Genomic DNA, 22,895 nt, shown 5'->3' on the forward strand with positions numbered 1-22,895 from the left:
CCCCCTCCCCCACGAGCCGCCCCACACGGCCCCCGCTGCCCGACAGGGCACTGATCATTTCCCCTTCGGGCACGCCGCTTGGGGGCATACCCATGCGGCATACATCTTGTTGTCCGGGCAGAGGTTTCGCGCATGACGCCGGGAGGCCTCCCCGTCCTCCAGAGCCGGAAGGGGTCCTGCGATCATGGTTTCCGAGGCCGAGCCACGGCATCAGCTCACGCGCGACGGCACGCGGCAGGCGATCGGCCGGATCTGGGGAGAGGTCCTCCGTCTGGAGGACCTCGGCACCGACGACAACTTCTTCGAGCTCGGCGGCCACTCGCTCACGGCCTCGCAGGTCATCGCCCGCATGGCGAGGACACTGCACGTCGAGATCACGATGGCGGACTTCTTCGAGCGGCCCACCGTCGACGGCCTCACGGACCTCGTGGTGCACCGGGGCGCCACCGCGGGCGGGGCGCCGGAATGAGCGACGGCCCGCTGTCGTCGGCACAGCAACGCCTGTGGTTCCTGTGGCAGTTACGGCCGGACGGCAGCGAGTACAACGTCCCCAAGGCCACCCGTCTGCGCGGCGAGCTGGACGTGCGCGCCCTGCGAGGGGCCCTCGACCAGCTGATGGCACGGCACGACGCGCTGCGCGCCACGTTCCCGACCGTGAACGGCGCGCCCGTCCTGCGGATCGCGCCCGAGGGAGCGGTGCCGCTCACCCTGACCGACCTGAGCGGCTCTCCGGCCCGGACGCGCGAGCGGGCCACGGCCGACGCGGTGGCCCGTGCCGCGCTGGCACCGTTCGACCTGGTGAACGGGCCGGTGTTCCGGGCGGAGCTCGTACGCCTCGCCGACGACGATCACGCGCTGGTCCTCGCCTTCCACCACATCGCGGTCGACGGCTGGTCCATGGGCGTCCTGGACCGGGAGCTGTCCGCCCTCTACGGCGCCATGCTGACCGACGGCGTCGATCCGCTCCCCGCCCCGGCCCGCACGTACCGGGATCACGTCGCCGCCGAGCGCCGGCTCCTCGCCGGGCCGCGCCGCCGCGAGGCGCTGGACCACTGGCGCGCCGAACTCGCCGGCGCCCGGCTCGCCCTGCCGCTGCCGGTCGACCGGCCGCACCCCGCGACGCCGGCGTTCGACGGGGGCAGCCGCCCCTTCCCGATACCGGAGGGGCTCGCGCGGCAGGTCGACGCCGTCGCCTCCCGCTACCGCGTCACCCGCTTCCTCACCCTGCTGAGCGCCTACGCGGCCCTGCTGTCCCGGCTGACCTCCTCGGCCGACCTGGTCATCGGCGTGCCCGTCAGCGGCCGCACCGAGATGGAAGTCGAGGCCACCGTCGGGCTGTTCGTCAACATGCTGCCGCTGCACGTCCGCTGCACACCGGACACCACCTTCGCCGCGCTCATGCACCAGGTGCGTGACGCCTTCCTCGCGGGCCACGAGTACCAGGATCTGCCGTTCCAGCTGCTGGTCGAGGAGCTCCAGCCGGACCGCTCCACCGCACGCCACCCGCTCTTCCAGACCGTGGTCACCTACGAGGACCTGCCGCCCGCGGGCACGGACGCGCTCCTTCCGGGACTCGACTCCGCCCCGGTCCCGCTGCCGGCCCTGACCGCCAAATACGAACTCGCCCTGCACCTGGCCTGGAGCGGTCAGCGGGCCGAGGGCTGGGTGGGCTACCAGAGCGACCTCTTCGACGACCGCAGCGCCGAGTTGATCGGCCACCGGTACGTCCGCCTGCTGTCCACGGCCCTCGACGCGCCCGACACGCCTGTGTCGCGGCTGCCCGTGCTCGGGGCCGACGAGGAGCGGATGCTGCTGGCCGCCCCGGCCGGGCCGGTGGAGGTCGTACGCGAGCGCGTGGACCGGCTCTTCGAGCGCCACGCCCGCGCCCAGCCCGACGCGGTCGCGGTACGGACCCCCGACAGCACCCTGACGTACGCCGCGCTCGACCGCGCGGCCGGGCAGGTCGCGGCCGGGCTGCGCGCGGCGGGCGCGGGGCCGGGGAGCCTCGTTGCGACCTGCCTGCCCCGCGGCGCGGACCTGGTGACCGCGCAGCTGGCCGTCCTCAAGAGCGGCGCGGCCTTCGTCCCGCTCGATCCGGCCCACCCCCCGTCCCGGCTGAACGCCGTACTCGCCGAGGCGCGCCCCCTGCTCACACTGGCGGACCGGGAGCACCTGGCGGTCCTGGAGGGCGGGCGCGTGGAGACGCTCGGCGGTCTCCGGCACACCCGGGCCCCGCACACCCGGGCCACCGGCCCCGACGACCTCGCGTACGTCATCCACACCTCCGGCTCGACCGGGCGGCCCAAGGGGGTGCTGGTCGGGCACCAGGCGCTCGCGAACCTGGTGACCTGGCACCGGGACGAGTTCGGCCTCGGGCCGGGCGACCGCACCACGCTCGTGGCCGCCCCCGGTTTCGACGCGTCCGTGTGGGAGATCTGGTCGGCGCTGTCCGCAGGCGCCACCGTGGAGGTGCCCGACGCGGAGACGGTCCTGTCCCCGGCCGGCCTGCGCTCGTGGCTGGCCGAGCAGCGGATCACGGTCGCCTTCCTGCCCACTCCGCTGCTGGAACGGATGGCCGACACCCTCTGGCCCGCCGGCTCCGCGCTGCGCGTGGTGTTGACGGGCGGCGACCGGCTGCACGCGCCGGGCGGGCACCCACTGCCCTTCCGCCTGGTCAACAACTACGGCCTCACGGAGACCACGGTCGTCGCCACGTCCGGAACGGTCGCGCCGCACGAGGCCCTGCCCGGCATCGGGCAGCCGATCGCCGGGACCGAGGCGCACATCCTCGACGCCGAGCTCCGGCCCGTACCCGTGGGTGTGCCGGGCGAGCTCTATCTCGGCGGGGCGGGACTGGCCCGCGGATACCTGGGGCAACCCGCGCTGACCGCCGACCGGTTCGTCCCCCACCCGTACGGCCGCACACCCGGCGCGCGCCTCTACCGCACCGGTGACCTGGTCCGCCGGCGCACCGACGGGAGCCTCGACTTCCTCGGCCGCGACGACGACCAGGTCAAGGTCCGGGGCATCCGCGTCGAACCCGCCGAGATCGAGAACGCGTTGCGTGCCCACCCCGGCGTACGTGAAGCGGTCGTGGTCGCCGGGGAGACGGAAATCCTCGCCTATGTCGTGCCCGCCGAAGGGGACACCACCGGCCTCACCGGCCTGCACGGCCACGCGGCCCGGCACCTGCCGCGCCACATGCGTCCGCGCGGGTACTTCGTCCTGCCGTCGGTGCCGCTCACCGCCAACGGGAAGACCGACCGCACGGCTCTCGCCCAGGACGCCAGGGAGCTGACCCCACCGGCCACGGGCCGACGGCTCCCGGCGACACCGCTGGAGCGCACGGTCGCCGAGGCGTGGGCGCGGGCGCTGGGCCACGAGTCCTTCGGGACCGAGGACAACTTCTTCGACGTGGGCGGGCATTCGCTGCTCCTGGCGGCGGTACGGGACCGGCTCGCCGCCGGACTGGGCGGCGCCGTGAGGATCGCCGACCTCTACGCGTACCCCACCGTCGCCGCCCTGGCCCGTCGGCTGGCCGGCGCCGGGAGCCAGGCTCCGGGCCCGCGTGACGCCGACGCGGACCGTGCCGCGCTGCGCCGCCGGCGCGGCACGAACCGGCTGGCGGCGATGCGGGCGCGGACTTCTCAGGGAAGGGCTGGACAACAGTGACCACCGAGCACATCGACGACGCCTTCGACGAGGACGACGACACCCGCATCGCCGTCATCGGCATGGCCTGCCGCTTCCCCGGTGCCACGACACCCGAGGAGTTCTGGCACAACGTGGTGTCCGGCGTCGACGGCGTACGGACCCTGACCGAGGACGAACTCCGGGAGTGGGGCGAGGACCCGGCGCGGCTGAAGGACCCGCACTACGTACGCCGGCACGGAGTCGTCGCGGACATCGGTGACTTCGACGCGGAGTTCTTCGGCGTCTCCGGCCGCGACGCGGCCCTGCTCAATCCGCAGCACCGGGTCTTCCTGGAATGCGCGTGGGAGGCGCTGGAGCGCGCGGGCTACGACCCGCGCGCGGTCCCGGGCACGACGGGGCTGTACGCGGGGGCGGGGCGCAACGGCTACGCCTCGGTGGTGCGGTCCCGGCCCGACCGCTTCCCGGGCGTGGACGACCTCGCCGTCAGCCTCGCCGACGACCCCGAGCACCTGTGCACCCGCGTCTCGTACACCCTCGGCCTGACCGGCCCGAGCGTCGCGGTCATGACCGCGTGCTCGACCTCGCTGGTCGCGGTGCACGAGGCGGGCCGGGCGCTGCTCGCGGGCGAGTGCGACACGGCGCTGGCCGGCGGTGTCACCCTGCGCGTTCCGCTGTCGGGCTACGCGTACCGGGAGGGCGGGACGATGTCGCCCGACGGGTACTGCCGCACGTTCTCCTCGGACGCGCGGGGCATCGTGGCCGGGGACGGCGCCGGGATCGTCGTGCTGCGCCGCCTGCGGGACGCGGTCGAGGAAGGCGATCACGTGCACGCGGTGATCCGTGGCTCGGCCGTGAACAACGACGGGCGCGACCGCGCGGGTTACACCGCTCCCGGTGTGCGGGGCCAGGCGGAGGTCATCCGCCTGGCGCACCTCGCCGCCGGGGTGTCGCCGGGTGACATCTCCTACGTCGAGGCGCACGGAACGGGGACCCCGGTGGGCGACCCCATCGAGGTCACCGCGCTGACGGAGGCGTTCCGCGACGGGCGCGCGGCCGAGGAGACCGTGGCGCTGGGCTCGGTCAAGACGAACGTCGGGCACACCGACACGGCCGCGGGTGTCGCGGGGCTGATCAAGACGGTGCTGGCGCTGGAGGAGCGTACGCTCCCGGCCACCTTGCACTTCGCCGGGCCGAACCCGCGGATCGACTTCGCTTCGACGCCGTTCGGTGTGGTCACGCGGACGCGGAAGTGGGAGACCGGCAGGCTTCCGCGGCGGGCCGGGGTCAGCTCGTTCGGCATCGGCGGCACCAACGCGCACGTGGTGCTGGAGGAGGCGCCGGGTCCGGTCGCGGCCGCGCGACCGCCCGCCCCCGCCGAGCAGTTGCTCGTCCTGTCGGCCCGGACGCCCACGGCGCTGGAGGCGATGGCCGAGCGGCTGGCCGGGCACTTGCGGCGGCATCCGGACCTGCCGCTGGACGCCGTGGCCCGGACCCTCCAGCTCGGGCGGCACGCGTTCGCACACCGCAGGTACGCCGTCTGCTCCGACCGGGAGGAGGCGCTCGCCGCGCTGTCGGCACCGGACGGCGCCGCGCGACCGGCTGACGAACGGCCGGTCGTCTTCTCGTTCCCAGGCACAATCCCAGGCACGTGCCCAGGCACGTGCCCAGGCTCGTCCCCGAGCACGTTTCCCGGCACAGGGCAGGCGGGCTCCGCCCGCACGGCGTACGCGTCCTTCCCTGCCTTCCGGGCCGCCGCCGACGACTGCTGCCGTGCGCTGGACGCTCCCGCCGACCGCGACCTACGGCGTCTGCTGACCACGGACGCCGACACGGGACCGGGCCCTGTGGCGCGCTTCGTCGTCGCGTACGCGTGCGCCCGCTCGCTCATGGACTGGGGCGTGACCCCGGCCGCCGTCATGGGGCACGGCGTGGGCGCGTGCGTGGCGGCAGGTGTGGCGGGCGCGTTGCCGCTCGCCGACGCGCTGCGCATCGCCGCCGCGCTGGACCGGGGGCCGGACGCGCTGCGGGAAGTGGTCGGGGCGGCCGAGTGGCGCACCCCCTCGATTCCCTGGACGCACGCGGTCACGGGCGCGCGGGTGACACCGCACGACTTCTTGGAGAGCCTCATGAACGAGGGCGAGCGGCAAGGGCAGTTGGACGACAGCCGGCTCCTCCTGGAGTTGGGGCGCGCGCCGCTGCTCGACGCCGTGGGGCAGGCGTGGCGGAGCGGGGCGTCGATCGCCTGGGACCGGCTCCACGACGGAACGGACCGGCGCCGGGTGCCGCTGCCCACATACCCGTTCGAGCGGCGCACCCATCTGGTCCGGCCCGAGCCCGTCACCGCCACGCCGCCCGCTGCGGATCCGGCGCCCGCGGCGCACGGTCCGGTGGAGGCGACCCTGCGCGTGCTCTTCCGCCAGGTCCTCGGCATCGGGGAGGACGTCACCGATCCGGACTTCTTCGAGCACGGCGGTGACTCCCTCGCGGCCGTGCAGCTCGTCGCCCTCGTCGAGGACGCGTTCGCGGTGGCGATGCCTCTTGAGGACGTCTTCGAAGCGCCCACGGTCACCGCGCTCGCCCGCGTCGTGGAGGATCTGCGGGCCACGGCGGGCCCGGACAGCGGTGCGCGGGAGTCCTCATGACGGTCCCGAGGCCCGAGGCGCTGCCCGCCTCCCACGCCCAGCGGCGCCTGTGGTTCCTGGACCAGCTCGATCCGGGCAACGGCGCCTACAACCTGGTGGCGGCCCTGCGGCTGCGCGGGCCGCTCGACCTCAAAGCCCTGCGTGCGTCGCTGGACGGCGTCGTGGAGCGGCACGAGGTGCTGCGCACGGTGTTCCGGGCGGACGAGGGAGGGGAGCCCCGCCAGCATGTGCGCCCCGCGCTCCCCCTCGCCGTGCCGGTCACCGATCTGACGCCGGAGCCGGTGGCGGAGCGCGTCGGGCGGGCCCGCGCCCTCGTCGAGGCGGAGACCGAGCGCGCCTTCGACCTCGGCCGCGGCCCTCTGATCAGGGCCGCGGTGCTGCGTCTGGGTGACGAGGACCACGTACTGGCCGTGATCTGCCACCACACCGTGTGCGACGGCTGGTCCATGGACCGGCTCTTCGCGGAGTTCTCCGAGCTGTACGCGGCGCACAAGGAGGGCCGCGCCGCCGCTCTTGCCCCGCTCCCGATGCAGTTCGGCGAGCACGCGGTGCGCCGGCGCCGGGAGCTCGCGGGCGCCGAGGCCCAGGGTGCCCTCGCCTACTGGCGCACCCGGCTGCGAGGGGCACCGGCGCTGCTGGAGCTCCCCACCACCCTCCCCCGCCCCGCCGTGCAGGGCTTCGACGGCGCGTCGCACACCATGACGCTGGGCCCGAGGACCTGGCAGGCGGTACGGGCCGCCGCGCGGCAGCACAGGGCGACGCCCTTCATGGTGCTGCTGTCCGCGTTCGCCGTTCAGCTCTCGCGCCTGTCGGGCGCCCGGGACCTGGTCGTCGGGAGCCCGGGCGCCGGGCGGGCGCGGCCCGAACTCGCGGCGCTGATCGGCATGTTCGTCAACACGCTGCCGCTGCGGATCGACCTGTCCGGAGACCCCGCCTTCGAGGAGCTGCTGGCGCGGGTGCGCCGTGGCACGCTGGAGGCCCTGCCCCGTCAGGACGTCCCGCTGGAACGCATCGTGACGGAGCTCGCCCCCGAGCGCGCGAGGAGCCACGACCCGCTGTTCCAGGTGATGTTCGCCCTGCAACAGCCGCTGACCGCGCCCGCGCCGGCCGGGCTGACGACGGACATCTTCCCGGTGAGCCCACGCACGACCTTCACGGATCTGTGGCTGGAGATCCGGCCGCGGGGCGAAGGGGCCGACTGCTTCTTCCGCTACCGCACGGAGCTCTTCGACGACGCGACCGTCCAGCGTCTCGCCCGGCAGTACCGGCACGTGCTGCACACCGCGCTGAAGGCCCCCCGCACCCGGCTGTCCCGGTTCTCCCTGACCGACGAGGAGGAGACCGACCTGCTGCTGCGACGGTGGAGCCGGAGCGCACCGGAACACCCGTGGGAGGGCCCGGTGCACGAGGCGTTCGACCGGCAGGCGCGGCGCACGCCCCGGGCCACGGCCGTGACCTTCGAAGGAGAACGGCTCAGCTACGCGGAACTCGCGGGCAGGACAGTCCAGTTGGCGCGGCATCTGCTGGAGCACGGCGCCGCACCGGACACCCCGGTCGCCGTCTGTCTGCCACGCGGCACCGGCCTGGTCACGTCGGCCCTCGCGGTGATGGCCGCCGGGGGCGCGTATCTGCCCCTGTCGCCCGAGGACCCCTCGGCCCGGCTGGTGGACCTGCTCCGCGCGGCGGGTGCCGTCCACGTCCTCACCACGGACGCGCTGGCTCCCCTTTTCGCGGCCGCCGGTGTGCCGGTCACCTGTGTGGACTCCTTCCCCTGGGCGGAGGAGCCCTGGGCCGAGGAGCCCTGGGCGGAGGAAGAGCCCCGGGCCGAGGAGCCCTGGCCCGGCATACCGTCGGCCACCTGCCGGGTAGGGCCCGACCGCCTCGCCTACGTCATGCACACTTCCGGTTCCACCGGCACGCCGAAGGCGGTCGGCGTCCCGCACCGGGGCCTGGCCAACCGGATCCGCTGCCTCCAGGACACGCACGGCCTGGAGCCCTCCGACCGCGTCCTGCACAAGACCCCCTGCACCTTCGACGTGTCGCTGTGGGAGCTGCTGTGGCCGCTCACGGCCGGGGCCACGCTCGTCGTGGCCGCTCCTGGCGGGCACCGCGACCCCGCCTACCTCGTCGACGTCATCGAGCGGGAGCGGGTGACCACCGTCCACTTCGTGCCGCCGATGCTCGCGGCGTTCCTCGAAGAGCCCGGCCTGGACCGCTGCGCGTCACTGCGGCGGGTGCTGTGCAGCGGCGAGGAGCTGCCCGTGCCGACCCGGGACCGCTGTCTGTCCCGCCTGCCCGCCCGGCTGTTCAACGCGTACGGGCCGACCGAGGCGTCGATCGAGGTCACCGAGTGGGAGTGCCGGCCACCGGCCGGCGCCGACGTGGCGGACGCCCGGGTCCCCATCGGGCGCCCGGTCCCCGGCGCCGAGGTGTACGTGCTCGACGGTGAGCTGCGGCCGTCCCCGGTGGGTGTGCCCGGCGAGCTGTACCTCGGCGGGCCGGTGCTGGCCCGCGGCTATCTGGGACAACCGGCGCTGACAGCCGACAGGTTCGTCCCCCACCCGTACGGCCGGGTGCCCGGCGCGCGCCTCTACCGCACCGGCGACCTGGTGCGCCGGCGCCCCGACGGCAGCCTCGACTTCCTCGGCCGCGACGACCACCAGGTCAAGATCCGGGGCATGCGGATCGAACCGGGTGAGATCGAGAACGTTCTCCGCGCCCACCCCGGCGTGCGCGAGGCGGTCGTGGTGGCCGCGGGGGCGGAGCTCGCCGCCTACGTCGTGGGGCACGAGGCCGGGGACCCGGACGCCCTCGTCACCGTCCTGCGCGGCCATCTGCGCGACCGGCTGCCCGGGTTCATGGTCCCGGCGCACCTCGTCGTCCTGCCGCGCCTGCCGCTCAACGCGAGCGGCAAGGTCGACCGGGCGGCGCTGCCCGCGCCCGCGCCGGCTGCCGCACCGGGCGGTGCCGAGCCCGCGGACGAGGTGGAGAGGACGCTCGCGCGCATCTGGTCCCAGGTGCTCGGCCGCCCCCGGACCGGTGTCACCGAGGACTTCTTCACCATCGGCGGTGACTCCCTCAAGAGCATCCAGGTGGTCCACCGGGCCCGCGAGGCCGGGCTGTCGTTGCGCGTCGGCGACCTCTTCCACCACCCCACGGTCGGCGAGCTCGCGGCCCACGTGAAGCTGACCGCGGTGCCGCCCGAAGACCGGGAGACCCGGTGAAGAACCCCTGGCTGCTGCGCTTCCCGCCGCGCCCCGGCGCGCGGGTGCGCCTGGTGTGCCTGCCCGGTGCGGGGAGCCCGGCGTCCCTCTTCCACCCGTGGTCGACGGCGTTCCCGGAGTCGGTGGAGGTCTGCGCGGTGCGGCTGCCGGGCCGGGGCGGGCGGCTGCGCGAGGCCCCCTTCCGCCGCATGGAGCCGCTGGCCGACGCCCTGGCCGAGGCGCTGCGCGCCGAGTGCGACCGCCCCCTGGCCCTCTTCGGCCACAGCCTCGGCGCGCTCGTCGCGTACGAAGTGGCCGCCCGGCTGCGGCACCTGACCGGCGATGCGCCGGCCGCCCTGTTCGTGGCGGCACACAAGGCACCCCAGCTGGGGAGCGCGCGGGTCTCCTGCCACGATCTGCCGGACGACGAACTGCTCGCCTTCCTCGGCCGGATCGGCGGCACGCCCCCGCCGCTGCTGGCACGGCCGGAGATCCGGCGGCTGGCGCTCCCCGCGCTGCGTGCCGACTTCGAGCTCGACTTCACCTACACCTACCGCGAGCGGCCCCCGCTGGACATCCCCGTCAGCGCGTTCGGCGGCCGCGCCGACGCCATGGTGACGGAGTCCGAGCTCGACGCCTGGGAGGCGCGGACGGGCAAGGCGTTCCTCGCCCGGCGCCTTCCCGGCGGCCATTTCTTCCTCACCGGCCCGGCGGGCCCGCGGATGCTGTCGCTGATGCGCGGCGCGCTGCTCGCACCCGACAGCCCCGCATCGCTCACGCCCGCCCAGCAGGCCGGAAGACGGCGCGGGCCGTGAACACCGCACGGATCGTGCGGGAGAGGACCGTTCAGGAAAGGACCGTACTGACCGTGTTCGAGGACGATAACGACCGCGAGTACCGCGTGGTCCGCAATCACGAGGCCCAGTTCTCCGTCTGGCCGGCGGACCGTCCGGCCCCTCCCGGCTGGGAGCCGGTGGGTGTTGCGGGCACCAAGTCCGCGTGCCTGGCCCACATCGCCACGGTGTGGACCGACCTGCGGCCCCTGAGCCTGCGCCCCTGACCGGCGGCCCTACGAGGAGGAACACTGCACGTGTTGTCACAGCTCTGTCTTCACCGGATATTCGAGGAACAGGCGGCGCGCACCCCGGACGCGCGGGCCGTGACGGACGGCCGGGAGACCCTGACCTACCGCCAACTCGACGAGCGGGCCTCCCGCCTGGCCTCCGCCGTCCTGCGGCACGCTCCCGCGCCGGGCACCCGGATCGGCCTGTACATGCGGCGGGGGAACGACGTGGTGGCCGCCGCGATCGCGGTGATGAAGGCGGGATGCTGCTACGTACCGCTGGACCCCGCCTACCCGCGCGAGCGCGTGCGGTACACCGCGCGCGACGCGTCGGTCGGCCTGGTGGTCGCCGACCGGGACACGAGTGCCGTCCTGCCCGGGGCGAGTGTGGTCACCGTCGACGACGCCCTGCGGTCGTGCCCGCCCCTGAGGCACGACCAGGTGGCGGTCACCCCGGACATGCCGGCGTATGTCATCCACACCTCGGGGTCGAGCGGCGACCCCAAGGGCGTCGTGGTCTCCCACCGGAGCGTCACAGCGCTGCTGGAAGCATGCGACCAGGTGTTCGCGCTCCGGGACGACGACGTGTGGACGCTCTTCCACTCCCCCTGTTTCGACTTCTCCGTCTGGGAGATGTGGGGCGCGCTCTCCCACGGGGCCCGGCTGGTCGTGGTGCCGGCCGAGGTCGCGGCATCGCCCGACGCGATGCTCGACCTCGTGGTCTCGCAGCGCGTCACCGTCCTCAATCAGGTGCCGTCGGTCTTCCGCCACCTCTCCCGGTCGGCGGTCGCACGGGCCGAGGAGACGGGAGGCGGGGCGGAGCTGCCACTGCGCTACGTGATCTTCGGTGGCGAACCGGTGGACCTCGGCTCGGTACGCGCCTGGCGGCGGGTCCACGGCAGGCGTGCCGAGTTCTTCAACATGTACGGCATCACCGAGACGACCGTCTTCGCCACCTGGCGGCGGCTCCCGGAGTCCGAGACCGACCGATCGCCGGACCCGGACGGCGGCACCCCGGCCCGCACGGCCCCCGACCCCGGGCTCAACATCGGGCGTCCGCTCGACGGCGTCGAGGTGGCCCTCCTCGACGAGTGGGGCGGGCGCACACCGCCGGGGCGGATCGGCGAACTCTGTCTCGCCGGCGAGCAGCTGGCCATCGGCTATCTCGGCCGCCCGGAGCTGACCGCCGAGCGCTATCCCCTCCTCGACCCGGCGGGCACGGGAGCCGCCCGCCGCTACTACCGCAGCGGCGACCTGGCCGTGGCCCTGCCGGACGGCACCTGGGAGTTCGCCGGGCGGGCCGACGACCAGGTGAAGATCAACGGCTACCGGATCGAGACCGGCGAGATCGAGGCCGCGCTGCGCACCATCGAAGGCGTCCGGGAGCTCGTGGTCCTGCCGGTCACCAGCCGCGTCGGCGAGCGCATGCTCACGGCCTTCTACTCCGGCACCACCCCGCACCCTCCGGACGCCCAGGACGACGACCTGGCCGTACGCCTCGCGGAGCGCGCCAGGGCCACGCTGCCCGCCCACATGGTGCCCCGCCGCTTCGTGCCGGTGCCCGAACTGCCGCTCACCCCGTCGGGCAAGACCGACAAGCGCGCACTCGCCCGGCAGGTGTCATGACCCACGCCTGGAGGACCCATGGCTGACCCGACCGGCCGGCGGCCGAAGGCCCCGGCCGCCCCCTGGCCCGCGCCCCACGACGCACTGCCCCTGTCCGTCGTGCAGGAGGCCATGTGGATCTCCTGGCAGCGCGACCCCGGCGGGCGCGGGCACCTCGTCCCGCTGGCCCTGGAGGTCAAGGGGGAGCTGGACACGGAACGCATGCGGGCAGCCGTCGCCGAACTGTCCCGGCGGCACCCCCTCCTGCGGGCCCGCGTCACCGAGACGCCCCGGGGCACCCGGCTGACCTGGGCCGGTTCGGAGCCCGTGCCCCTCACGGTCCGTACCGTCGACGCGAGCCGCGACGAGGCCGTCGCGGCGGCCGTCCGGCCGCTCGACCTCAGCCGCGGGCCGCTGGCCCGTGCGGAGGTGCTGCGCGGCCCGGACCACACCGTGGTGCTGCTCACCGTCCACCACCTCGTCCTGGACGGCAGGTCGACACCCCTGCTCCTCGAAGGGCTGCGCCGCGCCTATGCCGGGCTCCCCCTGGGCGGACAGGACGACCCCGGCCCGGTGATCGACCACGCCAGGCGCTCGTGGGAGCTTGCGCTGGGCGCCGAGGGTGAGCCGCTCCGGGCCTACTGGCGGACCGCCCTGGCCGGCCCCGCCGAGCCCCGCCCGCTGCCCGTACGGGCCGGGGCGGGCACCTTCCGCCAGTGGCCGTGCGCCGTCGAACCGGAACTCACCGAGCGGGTGAGGGTGTTGGCCAGGGAGCTGGGTGCCACCCGTTTCACGGTCATGTTCGCCGCCCTCTTCGTGACTCTGCACCACTACACCACCGACGACGACCTCATCGTCTCGGCACCCTGGCACGGACGCTCCGATCCCGCCCTCGCCGGCCGGGTCGGCTGCTTCGTCAACGTCCTTCCGTACCGGCAACGGCTGCGCGGCACGCGGACCTACGCGCAGTTGATCACCGACCTGCGCGCGCGGGTGCGCGCGGGCACCGCGCACGGCGATCTGCCGCTGCCCGCGATCCTGCGGGCGGCGGACCTGTCGGCGCCCGCCGAGCGGGCCCGCACCCATCAAGCGGTCTTCCAGTACGTGCAGTTCGGGCATCCGGTCGAGGGCGGCACCGACGTGAGCCGGATCGAGCTCACGGACGGGTGCGAGCTGACCCTCCTGGACCTCACCGACGTGGCGGACCACCGGCTCACCGTCCTGCTCGTCGAGGACGGCCGCGGCAGCAGGATGCTGTGGAAGGACCCAGGTGGCACCCTCGGCACGGATCTGCTCGCCTCGATGGCACGCGACCACCTCGCCGTCGTGGCCGACATGGCCGCGCACCCGGGGCGCACCCTGGCCGAGGGCCTGGCCCGGCTGCCCGCCCCCGGCCTCCCGGAGCCGGACGCGCGGCCCGTGGCCACTCCTGCGATACGGACCGCCGCCGGGCCCGCCACGCCACCGCCGCCCGCCCCGGCCTTCGTGCCCGCCTCGCCCACCGCCGCCGCGCTCGCCGGGATCTGGCACCGTGTGCTGGGCGTGCCGGTGCTCTCGGCCGATGACTCCTTCTTCGAAGTGGGCGGCCACTCCCTGCTCGCCACGACGCTGCTGACCCGCGTCGGCCGGCGCTTCGGGGTCGAGCTGTCCATGCGTGACCTCTTCGCGCATCCCGGCTTCGGCGAGCTCGTACGCCTCGTCGACCGACGCCTCGCCGACGCCGGACAGGCCGCTCCCCCGCCCGTGACGGCCGGAGCCCCCTCGGTCGGCCCGGCGCCCAAGGGGGCGTTCCCCGCCTCCGGCTTCCAGGAGAGCATCTGGCTCGCACAACGCCTGGACCCCGCCCACGCGACGTACCACGTGCCCCTGTCCTGGGACGTGACCGGCGACCTGGACCCGGAGGCACTGCGCGAGGCGCTCGCCCTGCTGGTCTCCCGCCACGAGATCCTGCGCACCCGCTTCCTCGGCCTCGACGGCCGGCTGTACCAGGAGGTGGCCCCGCCGTGGGCTCCCGAGCTGGAGCGGGAGGACCTCACGACCGCGGCCGAGCCGGACCGGCGCCCGGGCATCTGGGCGGACGACGCGGCGAAGAGCCTTGACCCGGCGAGCGGACGGCTGCTGCGGGCCGCGCTCTTCACGACGGCGCCGCACCGCCACGTGCTCTCCCTGTGCGTCCATCACCTCGTTCTCGACGGTGAGTCGGTGCCGGTCCTCGTACGGGAGCTGGAGCGGTGTTACGCGGCGGCCCGATCGGCGGCGCCCTTGCCGCCTGCGCCCCGGCAGCAGTACCGCGACCTGGTCGCCGCCCAGGGCTCACGGCCCGAGGCATGGGCCGATCTCGCCTACTGGCGCCGTCGGTTGGAGGGCGCGCCCAGCTCCCTCGGCCTCGACGCTCCCGAGCGTCCCGAGCCCGGGGGGAACATCGGGCTGTGCCTGGACCCCGGCACGGCCCGTGGACTTCTGCCCGTACAGCGCGCGGAGAAGGTCTCGGCCTTCATGATCCAGGCGACCGCGGCCGCCGCGGCCCTGCACCGGTGGACCGGTCTCGCGGACCTCACCTTCTGCGTCCCCGTGGCCGACCGCGGGGAGGCCGCCTTCCAGGATGTGATCGGGCCGTGCCTGAACACGCTGGTGCTGCGCTCCCGCTGCACCCGGGAGACGACGCTCGCCGGCCTGCTGCGGGCGCTGCGGGAGGACATCGTCGCCGCCTTCGAGCACCGCGCCGCGCCGTTCGAGGACGTCGTGGGCGGCCTCAGGCCGCCGCGCTCCCCCGGGCACACGCCGTACGCGGATGTCCTGCTCAACAGCGTCAGCCTGACCCGCTGGTCGGGGCGGCTCGGGACCGCCGGCATCGCGCCCGTGGATTTCGTCGCGCGGCGCACGGAGACGAGCAAGTTCCCGGTCACCATCACCTTCGCGGAGAACGCGGGCGCCGTACGAGGGTCGGTGGCCTATCGCGGCGACCGGGCCGGCGGCGAGGCCGTCGGGTGGCTGGCGGACGAACTCTCCGGCATCCTCGGCCGGTTCGGTGCGCTGCTCCCGGAACCGGTATTCGTCCTCGACCCCCATGCGTCAGCGGGAAGGAACCGAGCGGACTCATGAAAGAATTCCGGTTCGGTGTCAATCTCAATTCGGCGACGGGGCACCGGGAATGGACGGACAAGTGCCGTGCCGCGGAATCCCTCGGATACGACGTGCTCACCGTCCCCGACCACCTCGGTGTGCAGGCTCCGTTCCCCGCGCTGGTCGCCGCGGCCGCGGTGACCCGGCGCGTACGGCTGGCCACCTTCGTGCTCAACAGCGCCTTCTGGAATCCGGTTCTGCTCGCCCGTGAGGTCATGACGACGGACCGGCTCACCGACCGGCGCCTCGAAGTGGGGCTGGGCACGGGATATGTGCGCTCGGAGTTCGACAAGGCCGGCGTGGAGTGGGGTACGGCCGGGAGCCGGGTGGACCGGCTGGAGGAGACCGTGATCGGGATGACGCGCCTCCTGGACCACCCAAGGGAGTTGGGGGATACCCTGCCACCGTCCCGGCCGCCCGTGCTCATCGGCGGCAACGGCGACCGGGTGCTGCGGCTCGCGGCGCGGCACGCGGATGTCGTCGCGTTCACGGGAGCCGTGCTCAAGCGCGGCGCGACGCGGGGCACGCTGGAACTGCTGGACGCCTCGGCGGTGGACGACCGGGTGGCCCGCTTCGCCGCAGCCGCGGGTGACCGGGCCTCCGGGATCGAACGCAACATCCTCGTCCAGGCGGTCATGGTGACGGCCCGTCGGAAGGACGCGGTCGAATCAGTGCGGCGCCGGATGCCGCACCTGACGGCCGGACAGGTCGCGGACGCCCCCACGGTGCTGATCGGGTCCGTGAAGGAGATCACGGCCCAGCTCCTGGAACGGCGGGATCGCTACGGTTTCTCGTACATCAGCGTGCATGAACCGGCCATGACCGCATTCGCGCCGGTGATCGAGTCGCTCGCCGGGTACTGAGCCGCGGGGCGTCAACACCGGGCCCTGCGATCTCGCTTGAGTGGCCGGAAGAAAGGGGGCCAACCGCATAACCCCAGGGCAAAACTTGACACTCGGTGTATGGAACAAGTGATTCCATCGGGTTACGTTGGGCCTGACCACTTGATCCGTGCATGCCCGGGAGTGCTGGTATGTGTCCGTACGCGCCCATGCCGAAAAGGCCGATCGCCGTCGCCGTGCTCGCAGACGACCCCATCACCGAAGAGGGGGCCATCATGCGCTTATCCGCGTACCAAGAGATCAGCCCGCACCCCTCGGATTCACGCCGCGCCGCCGACGTACTGCTGGTGCTGGCCAACGAGGTGACCGGGGACACGCTGACGCGGGTGGACCGCGCGCGCCGCGAGAACGGGGGCACGACGCGCCGGCTGCCCGTCGTGCTCGTCGCCAATGAGTTCCCGGAGCACTCCATGCTGCGCGCGATCGGACTCGGCCTGGTCAGCCTGCTGTACCGGCGGAAGAGCACCTTCAACGCCATCGTGCGCGCCGTCGTGGCGGCGGTGCGCGGCTACGCGACGGACGACGGGCTGCAGCAGTCCCTGATCGGTCAGATCCAGGCGATCAGGGACAACGCGCTCACCCCGCACGGGCTCAATGTCGCGGGCCTGGGAGCCCGGGAGGTCGATGTGCTCCGGATGCTCGCCGACGGTCTCAGCACGAAGGAGGTGGCGGGAGAGATCGGCTGCTCCGAGCGCACCGTCAAGAGCGTGATCCACCGGCTCGTGGCCCGCCACAACCTCAGGAACCGCACCCACGCGGTGGCCTTCGCGCTCCGCACCGGCGTCCTCTAGCGGAACCCGGGCCCTGGATCACGCGGTCCGGGGCCGCGGACGCGGCCGACCGCCGGGTATCGCTTCGCCGGGCACCTTGTAGCCGGGCACGGAGGGCCAGCGAACGGTCAGCACGACGGACTCCTCCTCCGCGTACCAGGAGTGGTCGACGCCCCGCGCCCATACGACGTAGTCGCCCTGCTCCGCGAGCAGGACGCTGCGGCCGGGCAGTTCCACGCGGAAGCGCCCGCTGATGAGGACCAGCAGGGCCGTACGCTCCTCGCCGGTCACCCACCGTGCCCGCTCGTCGCCCCGCGGGTGGACTCCCCACTTGATCTCGACGTCCACACTGTGCCGGGGGTCGGCGGCGTCCTTGAAGTGCCCGAGCAGCCAGCCCCGGTCCAGTGCCGCGTCCTTGCCCGCGTTGCCTACGTACACGCTGTCGTCCATGTCGTCCATGGAACCGGAAGGTAGCAGTCGACTTCACGGCGCACGTGTGCCGGAGCCGACCGCGTCACCTACGGCGCGTTCGAAGGGCGGGTCATGCCGGTGGCCTCCAGCTGCACCTGGCCGTTGCTCTCGCGAATGCCTGGGGCGAGGCAATCCGTGGGCAGTTGGCCTGGCAGCAAGGCCGCGGAGCGTCGCGCGGACAGTCCCTCGCCGCGCCCTTGGGCGATCCGCCCGTGCAGGGTGGTGAAGAGTACGCCCGCCACACGGGCGGTGGTGGAGCCGGCGTAGACGATCAGGGATCGGGCGCCGTCCGCGTACCGGACGGTCTCGGTACCTCCGGCACCGGTCAGCGCGTTGCAGGCCGATTCGGGCGCCGTGACGTCGAGGGATCCGTCGGCCGGTACGTTCCGGCCCGGTGCGATGGTGCACGTGTACCGTGCGCGCCCCTGGACGTGGACCGTCCCGGGCGTGAAGGTCAGAGGCGGGTCGTAGCGGGCCTCGTTGGTGCCCGTGCAGACAAAGCCGCCCTCGCCGCCGCCCGGGTGGGCGTGCCCGGCCGGGGCCCAGATCAGCGACGAGCCCACCAGCACCAGAGAACTCAACGCCACCGCCGCACCACGTCCGCCGCCCATGCAACCCTCCAGTCAGACTCATCCGCCGCAACCAGCCCCTGCCTACCCGGATCCGGGGCCGGTCCCCACCAGCTCTCGCAGCGCATCGGCCGCGCGCGCACCGCGTCGAGCGCCGCCGCCTGCGTCACTGCCTCCCCGGGTGGCACGTTGAACCGACCCCGGCCGCATGGCCCCCTGGAGATACCGGGTAGAGAGCCGAACGCGCACGGACACACACCGCACACACGCCAAGGAAGGCCCCGGATGCCCCTCTCCCATGCCAAGCCGCAGGCAGCCCTCGTGGATCTCGCCACTCCGAAGGGCCGCATCTTCGCGATGCTGGATTCGGACGGGGACGGAGTCGCCTCCCGGCACGACTACTTCGTCCGGATCGAGCGTGCGACGCAGGCGACCGGGCGCAAGGACGACGATCCCCTCGTCATCGCCGCTCGCGTCACCGGTGAGCGCGCGTGGGCCGCGATGGACGCGAACGGCGACGGCTTGATGACCTACGACGAGTACGCGGCATGGGTGGACGCCGAGAAGTTCGACACCATCTGCCAGTACGCGCTCGGCGCCCTGTTCGACCTCGCCGACGCCGACCAGGACGGCGCCCTGAACCGGACGGAATTCACGATGCTGCGCCAGGCACTGGGCAACCGGGCCGGCAATGCCGATGCGGCGTTCGACGCGCTGGACGCCGATGACGACGGCCTCGTCGGCCGTGCCGAGTACCTGGCGGCGATCCGCTCCTATGTCACCGGCGACGACTCCGCCATGGGGGATGCCTTGTACTGAGCGGCGGGCGGAGCGCCTACGCGCCGTAGAGCGCCTTGGCGCGCGTCAGGTCCACCGGTCCGTCCGCGGGGACGGGGAGGAAGTGCTCGACCTGCCATGCCTGTGTGCTGTGGGCCTGCCGGTTCTCCGTCGTCGCCCAGGGCGGATAGACGCGGAACCCGCGCTTTCCGGCGGAGCCGTTCCCGGACACGATCTTCCGCTCGCACAGCACGTCCCGGGGGAACACGAACTGCCCGAACCCGTGGGCGTCGTGGCTGCTGATGACGAAGAGGTCCACGGCGTCGTCGATGTCGAAGGGCCGGATCGGCCCCGCCGCGGACCGCTGCCACACCGTGACGAACTGGCCGGTCTTCGTCGGGGTCGTTTTGGCCACCCGGAATCTGGCCGAGCGTCCGTTCACGGTGAACGCGCAGGCCGCGTACTCGGCGCTTTCCGCCTCCGGCACCGGCTGCGAGCAGGTGAACCCGCTCGGGTCGTAGACCTGTGTCTTCGCTGCCAGGAGGTCGGGGTGGGCGGCTGCCCACGGCTGTGTCGTCACCATGTTCCCATCCTGGCAGACACCCAAGCGGAACCTTTCACGCCAGTTGGCACACCTGTGGGTCACAGGTGTGCCGCGAAGGCGATCGACCGGTTCAGCGCGGCTGGATGCGGAAGTCGAACGCCGCGGTCCCCGGGTCCAGGGCCGTCACCCCGCCGTCGACCGTCAGCGTCGCGCCGTTGACCAGGGAAGCCGCCGGGGAGAGCAGCCAGGCGATCGCCTCGGCGACCTCCTCCGGCCGGCCCGGGCGCCGTACGGGGCTGAGCCGGGTCACCTCCTCGTAGGCCGCCTCGGCGCCGCCCTCCCCCAGCTCCGCCTCCTCGGCGAACCGCGTCATCCGCCGGTCGGCCATCTCGCTGCGCACCCAGCCGGGGCACACGGTGTTGGCGCGCACCCCGCGCGGTCCGTAGTCCACGGCGACGGACGAGCAGAGCTGGACGAGCGCCGCCTTGGAAGCCGCGTACGCCGCGTTGGCGAGCCCGTTGCGCAGCGCGGCGACCGAGGCGACCGCCACCACCGAGCCACGTGCTTCCAGCAGGTGCGGCATCGCCGCGCGCAGCGTCAGGAAGGGGCCGGTGAGATTGGTGCTCATGACCGTCTCCCAGTCCTCGACCGAGAGGTCACCGACGGCCCCGCCGCGCCCGACACCGGCGTTGAGGACGAGCCCGTCGAGCCTTCCGTAGGCGGAGAGTGCCGCCTCGACCAGGCCACGGACGCCGTCCGGGTCGGTGGTGTCGGAGGGGTGCGCCAGGGCACCGGTCTCCTCCGCGACCCGCCGCAAGGGCTCGGCCCGCCGCCCGGACACCACGACTTGATGCCCGTCGGCCCGCAGCAGCCGGGCGGTGGCGGCACCGATGCCGGTCCCTCCACCGGTCACTATGACAACGCGCTGCTTCGTCATGGTCGTTACCTCCGTACGGTGATCGCGTGCGGGACGTACCGATCGTACGTATCCGTACAGCTGCCGGGTGCCCCGCGCCCGCCCCGGGGACGGGAACCGGCTACCGGGCGATCCACTTCCGCAAGCATGCGTCCGCCGCGCGAGGCAAAGCTCTCCTCATGACAAAGCACCGAGTGATCGTCGCGGAGCACGGCCGGCCCGGCTCATCAGCAGGCGGCGCAGGACGGGAGGGCCGAGCGTGATCACGCACTCCTCCTATGCCGTCGAGCCGTGGGCGCTGCGCGAGACGTGGCTGAATCCGGATCTGCTGCCGCAGAGCGAGTCCGTGTTCTCGCTGTCCAACGGCCATGTGGGCTGGCGCGGCAACCTGGACGAGGGCGAGCCGCACGGGCTGCCCGGGACCTATCTCAACGGGGTGCACGAGGTGCACCCGCTGCCGTACGCCGAGTCGGGGTACGGCTACCCCGGTTCCGGGGAGACGGTCCTCAACGTCACCAACGGCAAGCTGATCCGGCTGCTGGTGAACGACGAGCCGTTCGACCTGCGGTACGGACGACTGCACGCGCACGAGCGCACGCTCGACCTGCGGACCGGGCTGCTGCACCGCACCTGCGAGTGGACCTCCCCCGCCGGGTGCAGGATACGGGTGCGCTCCACGCGGCTGGTCTCCTTCACCCAGCGGTCCATAGCCGCCGTCCGCTATGAGGTGGAGCCGCTGGACAGCGCGGTCCGCGTCGTCGTGCAGTCCGAGCTCGTCGCCAACGAGCAGCTCCCGGACGGCTCCGGCGACCCACGGGCCGCCGCGGCGCTCACCGACTCGCTGGAGCCGGAGGAGAACTTCGCCTCGGACATGCGGCTGCGGCTGGTGCACCGTACCCGCGGGAGCGGCCTGCGGGTGGCGGCGGCCGCTGATCACCTGGTGACGGGCCCGGCGGGGACCCGTACCGCCGCCGAGAGCGGGGAGAACGTCAGCAGGCTGACCGTCACCTCCGAGCCGGCACCCGGGCAGACGCTGCGGCTGGAGAAGCTGGTGGCCTACGGCTGGTCGGGGGTGCGTTCGCTGCCCGCGGTGCGGGATCAGGTGGACGCCGCGCTGGCGGGGGCGGCCGACACGGGCTGGGAGGGGCTGGTCGCCCAGCAGCGCGCGTTCCTGGACGACTTCTGGGCGCGGGCCGATGTCGAGGTGGACGGCGACGCGCAGATCCAGCAGGCCGTGCGGTTCGCCCTCTTCCACGTGCTCCAGGCCGGTGCCCGCGCCGAGCAGCGCGCCATCCCCGCGAAGGGTCTGACCGGCTCCGGTTACGACGGCCACTCCTTCTGGGACACCGAGTCGTTCGTACTGCCGCTGCTCACCTACACCTCGCCGCGCGCCGTGGCCGAGGCGCTGCGCTGGCGGCAGAGCACGCTGCCGGCCGCCCGTGAGCGGGCCGGTCAACTGGGCCTGCGCGGCGCGGCCTTCCCCTGGCGGACGATCGACGGGGCGGAGTGCTCGGCCTATTGGCCGGCCGGTACCGCCGCGTTCCACATCAACGCCGATGTCGCCGACGCGGTCGTGCGGTACGTGGCCGCCACGGGCGACGAGGAGTTCGAGCGGGCGACGGGGGTGGAGCTGCTGGTGGAGACCGCCCGGCTGTGGATGTCGCTCGGTCATCACGACCGGTACGGGACCTTTCACCTCGACGGGGTGACGGGGCCCGACGAGTACAGCGCGGTCGCGGACGACAACGTCTACACCAACGTGATGGCCCAGCAGAACCTGCGGGCCGCCGCCGACGTGGTGTGGCGCCACCCCGAGGCGGCCGCCGCGCTGGGCGCCGACGAAGAGGAGAGCGCCGCCTGGCGGGACGCGGCCGCGGCGATGGCCATGCCGTACGACGAGAAGCTGGGGGTGCACGAGCAGGCGGCGGGGTTCACCGGGCACCAGGTCTGGGACTTCGCGGGGACGCGGCCCGAGCAGTACCCGCTGTTGCTGCACTTCCCCTACTTCGACCTGTACCGCAAGCAGGTGGTCAAGCAGGCGGACCTGGTGCTGGCGATGTACAAGCGCGGTGACGCGTTCACCGCGGAGCAGAAGGCCCGCAACTTCGCCTATTACGAGCCGCTGACGGTCCGGGACTCCTCGCTGTCCGCGTGCTGTCAGGCGGTCATGGCCGCCGAGGTGGGCCATCTGGACCTCGCCTACGACTATGTGGGCGAGGCGGCCCTGATGGATCTGGAGGACCTGGAGAACAACACCCGCGACGGGCTGCACATCGCGTCGCTGGCGGGGACGTGGATGGCCCTGGTCGCGGGCTTCGGCGGCATGCGCCACGCGGCGGACGGCGTGCTGGAGTTCGCGCCCGTGCTGCCGGAGAAGCTCACGCGGCTGGCGTTCACCGTGCAGGTGCTGGGGCGGCGGCTGCGGGTGGAGGTGTGCGGCGCGTCCGTCACGTACACGCTGGTGGCGGGAGAGCCGCTGGAGATCCGTCATGCGGGACGGCTCCTCACCGTCACCGCGGCGCCCGTCACGCGCCCCGTGGTCCCGCCGGCCCGCCGCCCGGCGCCGGACCAGCCGGCGGGCCGGCGTCCGGTGCGCCGGAGCTGACCCTGCCCGGTCCGCCGCCGCTGCGTGATGCGGCAGCGGCGGCGGGGACCG

The 22,895-nt window shown here is 73.5% G+C and carries 16 protein-coding genes; 12 read left to right on the forward strand and 4 right to left on the reverse strand.

Annotated elements, in window-relative coordinates; translation table 11 throughout:
- Nucleotides 1-184: 184 nt before the first annotated feature.
- The 10 genes from ACFY1P_RS05285 to ACFY1P_RS05330 all read left to right on the forward strand — a co-directional run bounded on the left by ACFY1P_RS05285 (nucleotide 185) and on the right by ACFY1P_RS05330 (nucleotide 16,983).
- Nucleotides 185-469 carry a phosphopantetheine-binding protein gene (locus ACFY1P_RS05285; RefSeq protein ID WP_361527052.1) on the forward strand — a complete coding sequence of 95 codons (285 nt, stop codon included), beginning with the start codon at nucleotides 185-187 and terminating at the stop codon, nucleotides 467-469.
- Entirely contained in the window at nucleotides 466-3,672 is a 3,207-nt protein-coding gene (locus ACFY1P_RS05290; protein WP_390749762.1) for an amino acid adenylation domain-containing protein, read from the forward strand. The genes ACFY1P_RS05285 and ACFY1P_RS05290 overlap by 4 nt, the downstream gene beginning before the upstream one ends.
- Nucleotides 3,669-6,296 carry a type I polyketide synthase gene (locus ACFY1P_RS05295; RefSeq protein WP_390749763.1) on the forward strand — a complete coding sequence of 876 codons (2,628 nt, stop codon included), beginning with the start codon at nucleotides 3,669-3,671 and terminating at the stop codon, nucleotides 6,294-6,296. Before ACFY1P_RS05290 ends, ACFY1P_RS05295 begins: the two co-directional genes overlap by 4 nt.
- Nucleotides 6,293-9,520 carry an amino acid adenylation domain-containing protein gene (locus ACFY1P_RS05300; protein ID WP_390749764.1) on the forward strand — a complete coding sequence of 1,076 codons (3,228 nt, stop codon included), beginning with the start codon at nucleotides 6,293-6,295 and terminating at the stop codon, nucleotides 9,518-9,520. The genes ACFY1P_RS05295 and ACFY1P_RS05300 overlap by 4 nt, the downstream gene beginning before the upstream one ends.
- On the forward strand, nucleotides 9,517-10,314 hold the full coding sequence (locus tag ACFY1P_RS05305; protein WP_390749765.1) for a thioesterase II family protein: 798 nt from the start codon (nucleotides 9,517-9,519) through the stop codon (nucleotides 10,312-10,314). The genes ACFY1P_RS05300 and ACFY1P_RS05305 overlap by 4 nt, the downstream gene beginning before the upstream one ends.
- A 53-nt stretch (nucleotides 10,315-10,367) precedes the next feature.
- Entirely contained in the window at nucleotides 10,368-10,559 is a 192-nt protein-coding gene (locus ACFY1P_RS05310; protein WP_390749766.1) for an MbtH family protein, read from the forward strand.
- A gap of 30 nt (nucleotides 10,560-10,589) precedes the next feature.
- Nucleotides 10,590-12,188: an amino acid adenylation domain-containing protein gene (locus ACFY1P_RS05315; protein ID WP_390749767.1), complete on the forward strand. Its 1,599-nt coding sequence runs from the start codon at nucleotides 10,590-10,592 to the stop codon at nucleotides 12,186-12,188.
- A gap of 18 nt (nucleotides 12,189-12,206) precedes the next feature.
- Complete coding sequence (locus tag ACFY1P_RS05320) at nucleotides 12,207-15,269, forward strand: condensation domain-containing protein (protein WP_390749768.1); 3,063 nt, start codon at nucleotides 12,207-12,209, stop codon at nucleotides 15,267-15,269.
- Nucleotides 15,266-16,153, forward strand: a complete 888-nt coding sequence (locus ACFY1P_RS05325) for a TIGR03621 family F420-dependent LLM class oxidoreductase (RefSeq protein WP_390749769.1) — start codon at nucleotides 15,266-15,268, stop codon at nucleotides 16,151-16,153. Before ACFY1P_RS05320 ends, ACFY1P_RS05325 begins: the two co-directional genes overlap by 4 nt.
- Nucleotides 16,154-16,341: 188 nt before the next feature.
- The gene (locus tag ACFY1P_RS05330; RefSeq protein ID WP_361527036.1) at nucleotides 16,342-16,983 is read left to right on the forward strand and encodes a helix-turn-helix transcriptional regulator; all 642 of its coding nucleotides are present in this window, start codon (nucleotides 16,342-16,344) and stop codon (nucleotides 16,981-16,983) included.
- 18 nt (nucleotides 16,984-17,001) lie between these two features.
- Here ACFY1P_RS05330 and ACFY1P_RS05335 read toward each other — a convergent pair whose 3' ends face one another.
- Complete coding sequence (locus ACFY1P_RS05335; protein ID WP_390749809.1) at nucleotides 17,002-17,412, reverse strand: signal peptidase I; 411 nt, start codon at nucleotides 17,410-17,412, stop codon at nucleotides 17,002-17,004.
- Between the two features lie 68 nt (nucleotides 17,413-17,480).
- Nucleotides 17,481-18,044 carry a hypothetical protein gene (locus ACFY1P_RS05340; protein ID WP_390749770.1) on the reverse strand — a complete coding sequence of 188 codons (564 nt, stop codon included), beginning with the start codon at nucleotides 18,042-18,044 and terminating at the stop codon, nucleotides 17,481-17,483.
- 243 nt (nucleotides 18,045-18,287) lie between these two features.
- Between ACFY1P_RS05340 and ACFY1P_RS05345 the strand changes: the two genes are divergently transcribed.
- Nucleotides 18,288-18,821 (forward strand): EF-hand domain-containing protein, encoded by a 534-nt coding sequence (locus tag ACFY1P_RS05345; protein ID WP_390749771.1) that lies wholly within the window; start codon nucleotides 18,288-18,290, stop codon nucleotides 18,819-18,821.
- A 16-nt stretch (nucleotides 18,822-18,837) separates the two neighbouring features.
- Here the strand turns inward: ACFY1P_RS05345 and ACFY1P_RS05350 are convergent, their stop codons facing one another.
- Together ACFY1P_RS05350 and ACFY1P_RS05355 are read right to left on the reverse strand one after the other, a co-directional pair.
- A complete protein-coding gene (locus ACFY1P_RS05350) occupies nucleotides 18,838-19,362 on the reverse strand; it encodes a MepB family protein (RefSeq protein ID WP_361527028.1) in 525 nt (174 codons plus the stop codon).
- Between the two features lie 91 nt (nucleotides 19,363-19,453).
- A complete protein-coding gene (locus ACFY1P_RS05355; RefSeq protein ID WP_361527026.1) occupies nucleotides 19,454-20,260 on the reverse strand; it encodes an SDR family oxidoreductase in 807 nt (268 codons plus the stop codon).
- 238 nt (nucleotides 20,261-20,498) lie between these two features.
- Between ACFY1P_RS05355 and ACFY1P_RS05360 the strand changes: the two genes are divergently transcribed.
- On the forward strand, nucleotides 20,499-22,844 hold the full coding sequence (locus tag ACFY1P_RS05360) for a glycosyl hydrolase family 65 protein (RefSeq protein ID WP_361527024.1): 2,346 nt from the start codon (nucleotides 20,499-20,501) through the stop codon (nucleotides 22,842-22,844).
- Nucleotides 22,845-22,895 lie beyond the last annotated feature (51 nt).

It is taken from the genome of Streptomyces sp. NPDC001407 (genome assembly GCF_042895325.1).
Lineage (GTDB): Bacteria > Actinomycetota > Actinomycetes > Streptomycetales > Streptomycetaceae > Streptomyces.

Excerpts from the sequence above, each read along its gene's own strand:
- ACFY1P_RS05300 (WP_390749764.1), top strand. The coding sequence starts at position 6,293 with ATGACGGTCCCGAGGCCCGAGGCGCTGCCCGCCTCCCACGCCCAGCGG.
- ACFY1P_RS05330 (WP_361527036.1), top strand. The coding sequence starts at position 16,342 with ATGCCGAAAAGGCCGATCGCCGTCGCCGTGCTCGCAGACGACCCCATC.
- ACFY1P_RS05340 (WP_390749770.1), bottom strand. The coding sequence starts at position 18,044 with ATGGGCGGCGGACGTGGTGCGGCGGTGGCGTTGAGTTCTCTGGTGCTG.
- ACFY1P_RS05320 (WP_390749768.1), top strand. The coding sequence starts at position 12,207 with ATGGCTGACCCGACCGGCCGGCGGCCGAAGGCCCCGGCCGCCCCCTGG.
- ACFY1P_RS05345 (WP_390749771.1), top strand. The coding sequence starts at position 18,288 with ATGCCCCTCTCCCATGCCAAGCCGCAGGCAGCCCTCGTGGATCTCGCC.
- ACFY1P_RS05335 (WP_390749809.1), bottom strand. The coding sequence starts at position 17,412 with ATGGACGACAGCGTGTACGTAGGCAACGCGGGCAAGGACGCGGCACTG.
- ACFY1P_RS05285 (WP_361527052.1), top strand. The coding sequence starts at position 185 with ATGGTTTCCGAGGCCGAGCCACGGCATCAGCTCACGCGCGACGGCACG.
- ACFY1P_RS05325 (WP_390749769.1), top strand. The coding sequence starts at position 15,266 with ATGAAAGAATTCCGGTTCGGTGTCAATCTCAATTCGGCGACGGGGCAC.
- ACFY1P_RS05355 (WP_361527026.1), bottom strand. The coding sequence starts at position 20,260 with ATGACGAAGCAGCGCGTTGTCATAGTGACCGGTGGAGGGACCGGCATC.
- ACFY1P_RS05290 (WP_390749762.1), top strand. The coding sequence starts at position 466 with ATGAGCGACGGCCCGCTGTCGTCGGCACAGCAACGCCTGTGGTTCCTG.
- ACFY1P_RS05350 (WP_361527028.1), bottom strand. The coding sequence starts at position 19,362 with ATGGTGACGACACAGCCGTGGGCAGCCGCCCACCCCGACCTCCTGGCA.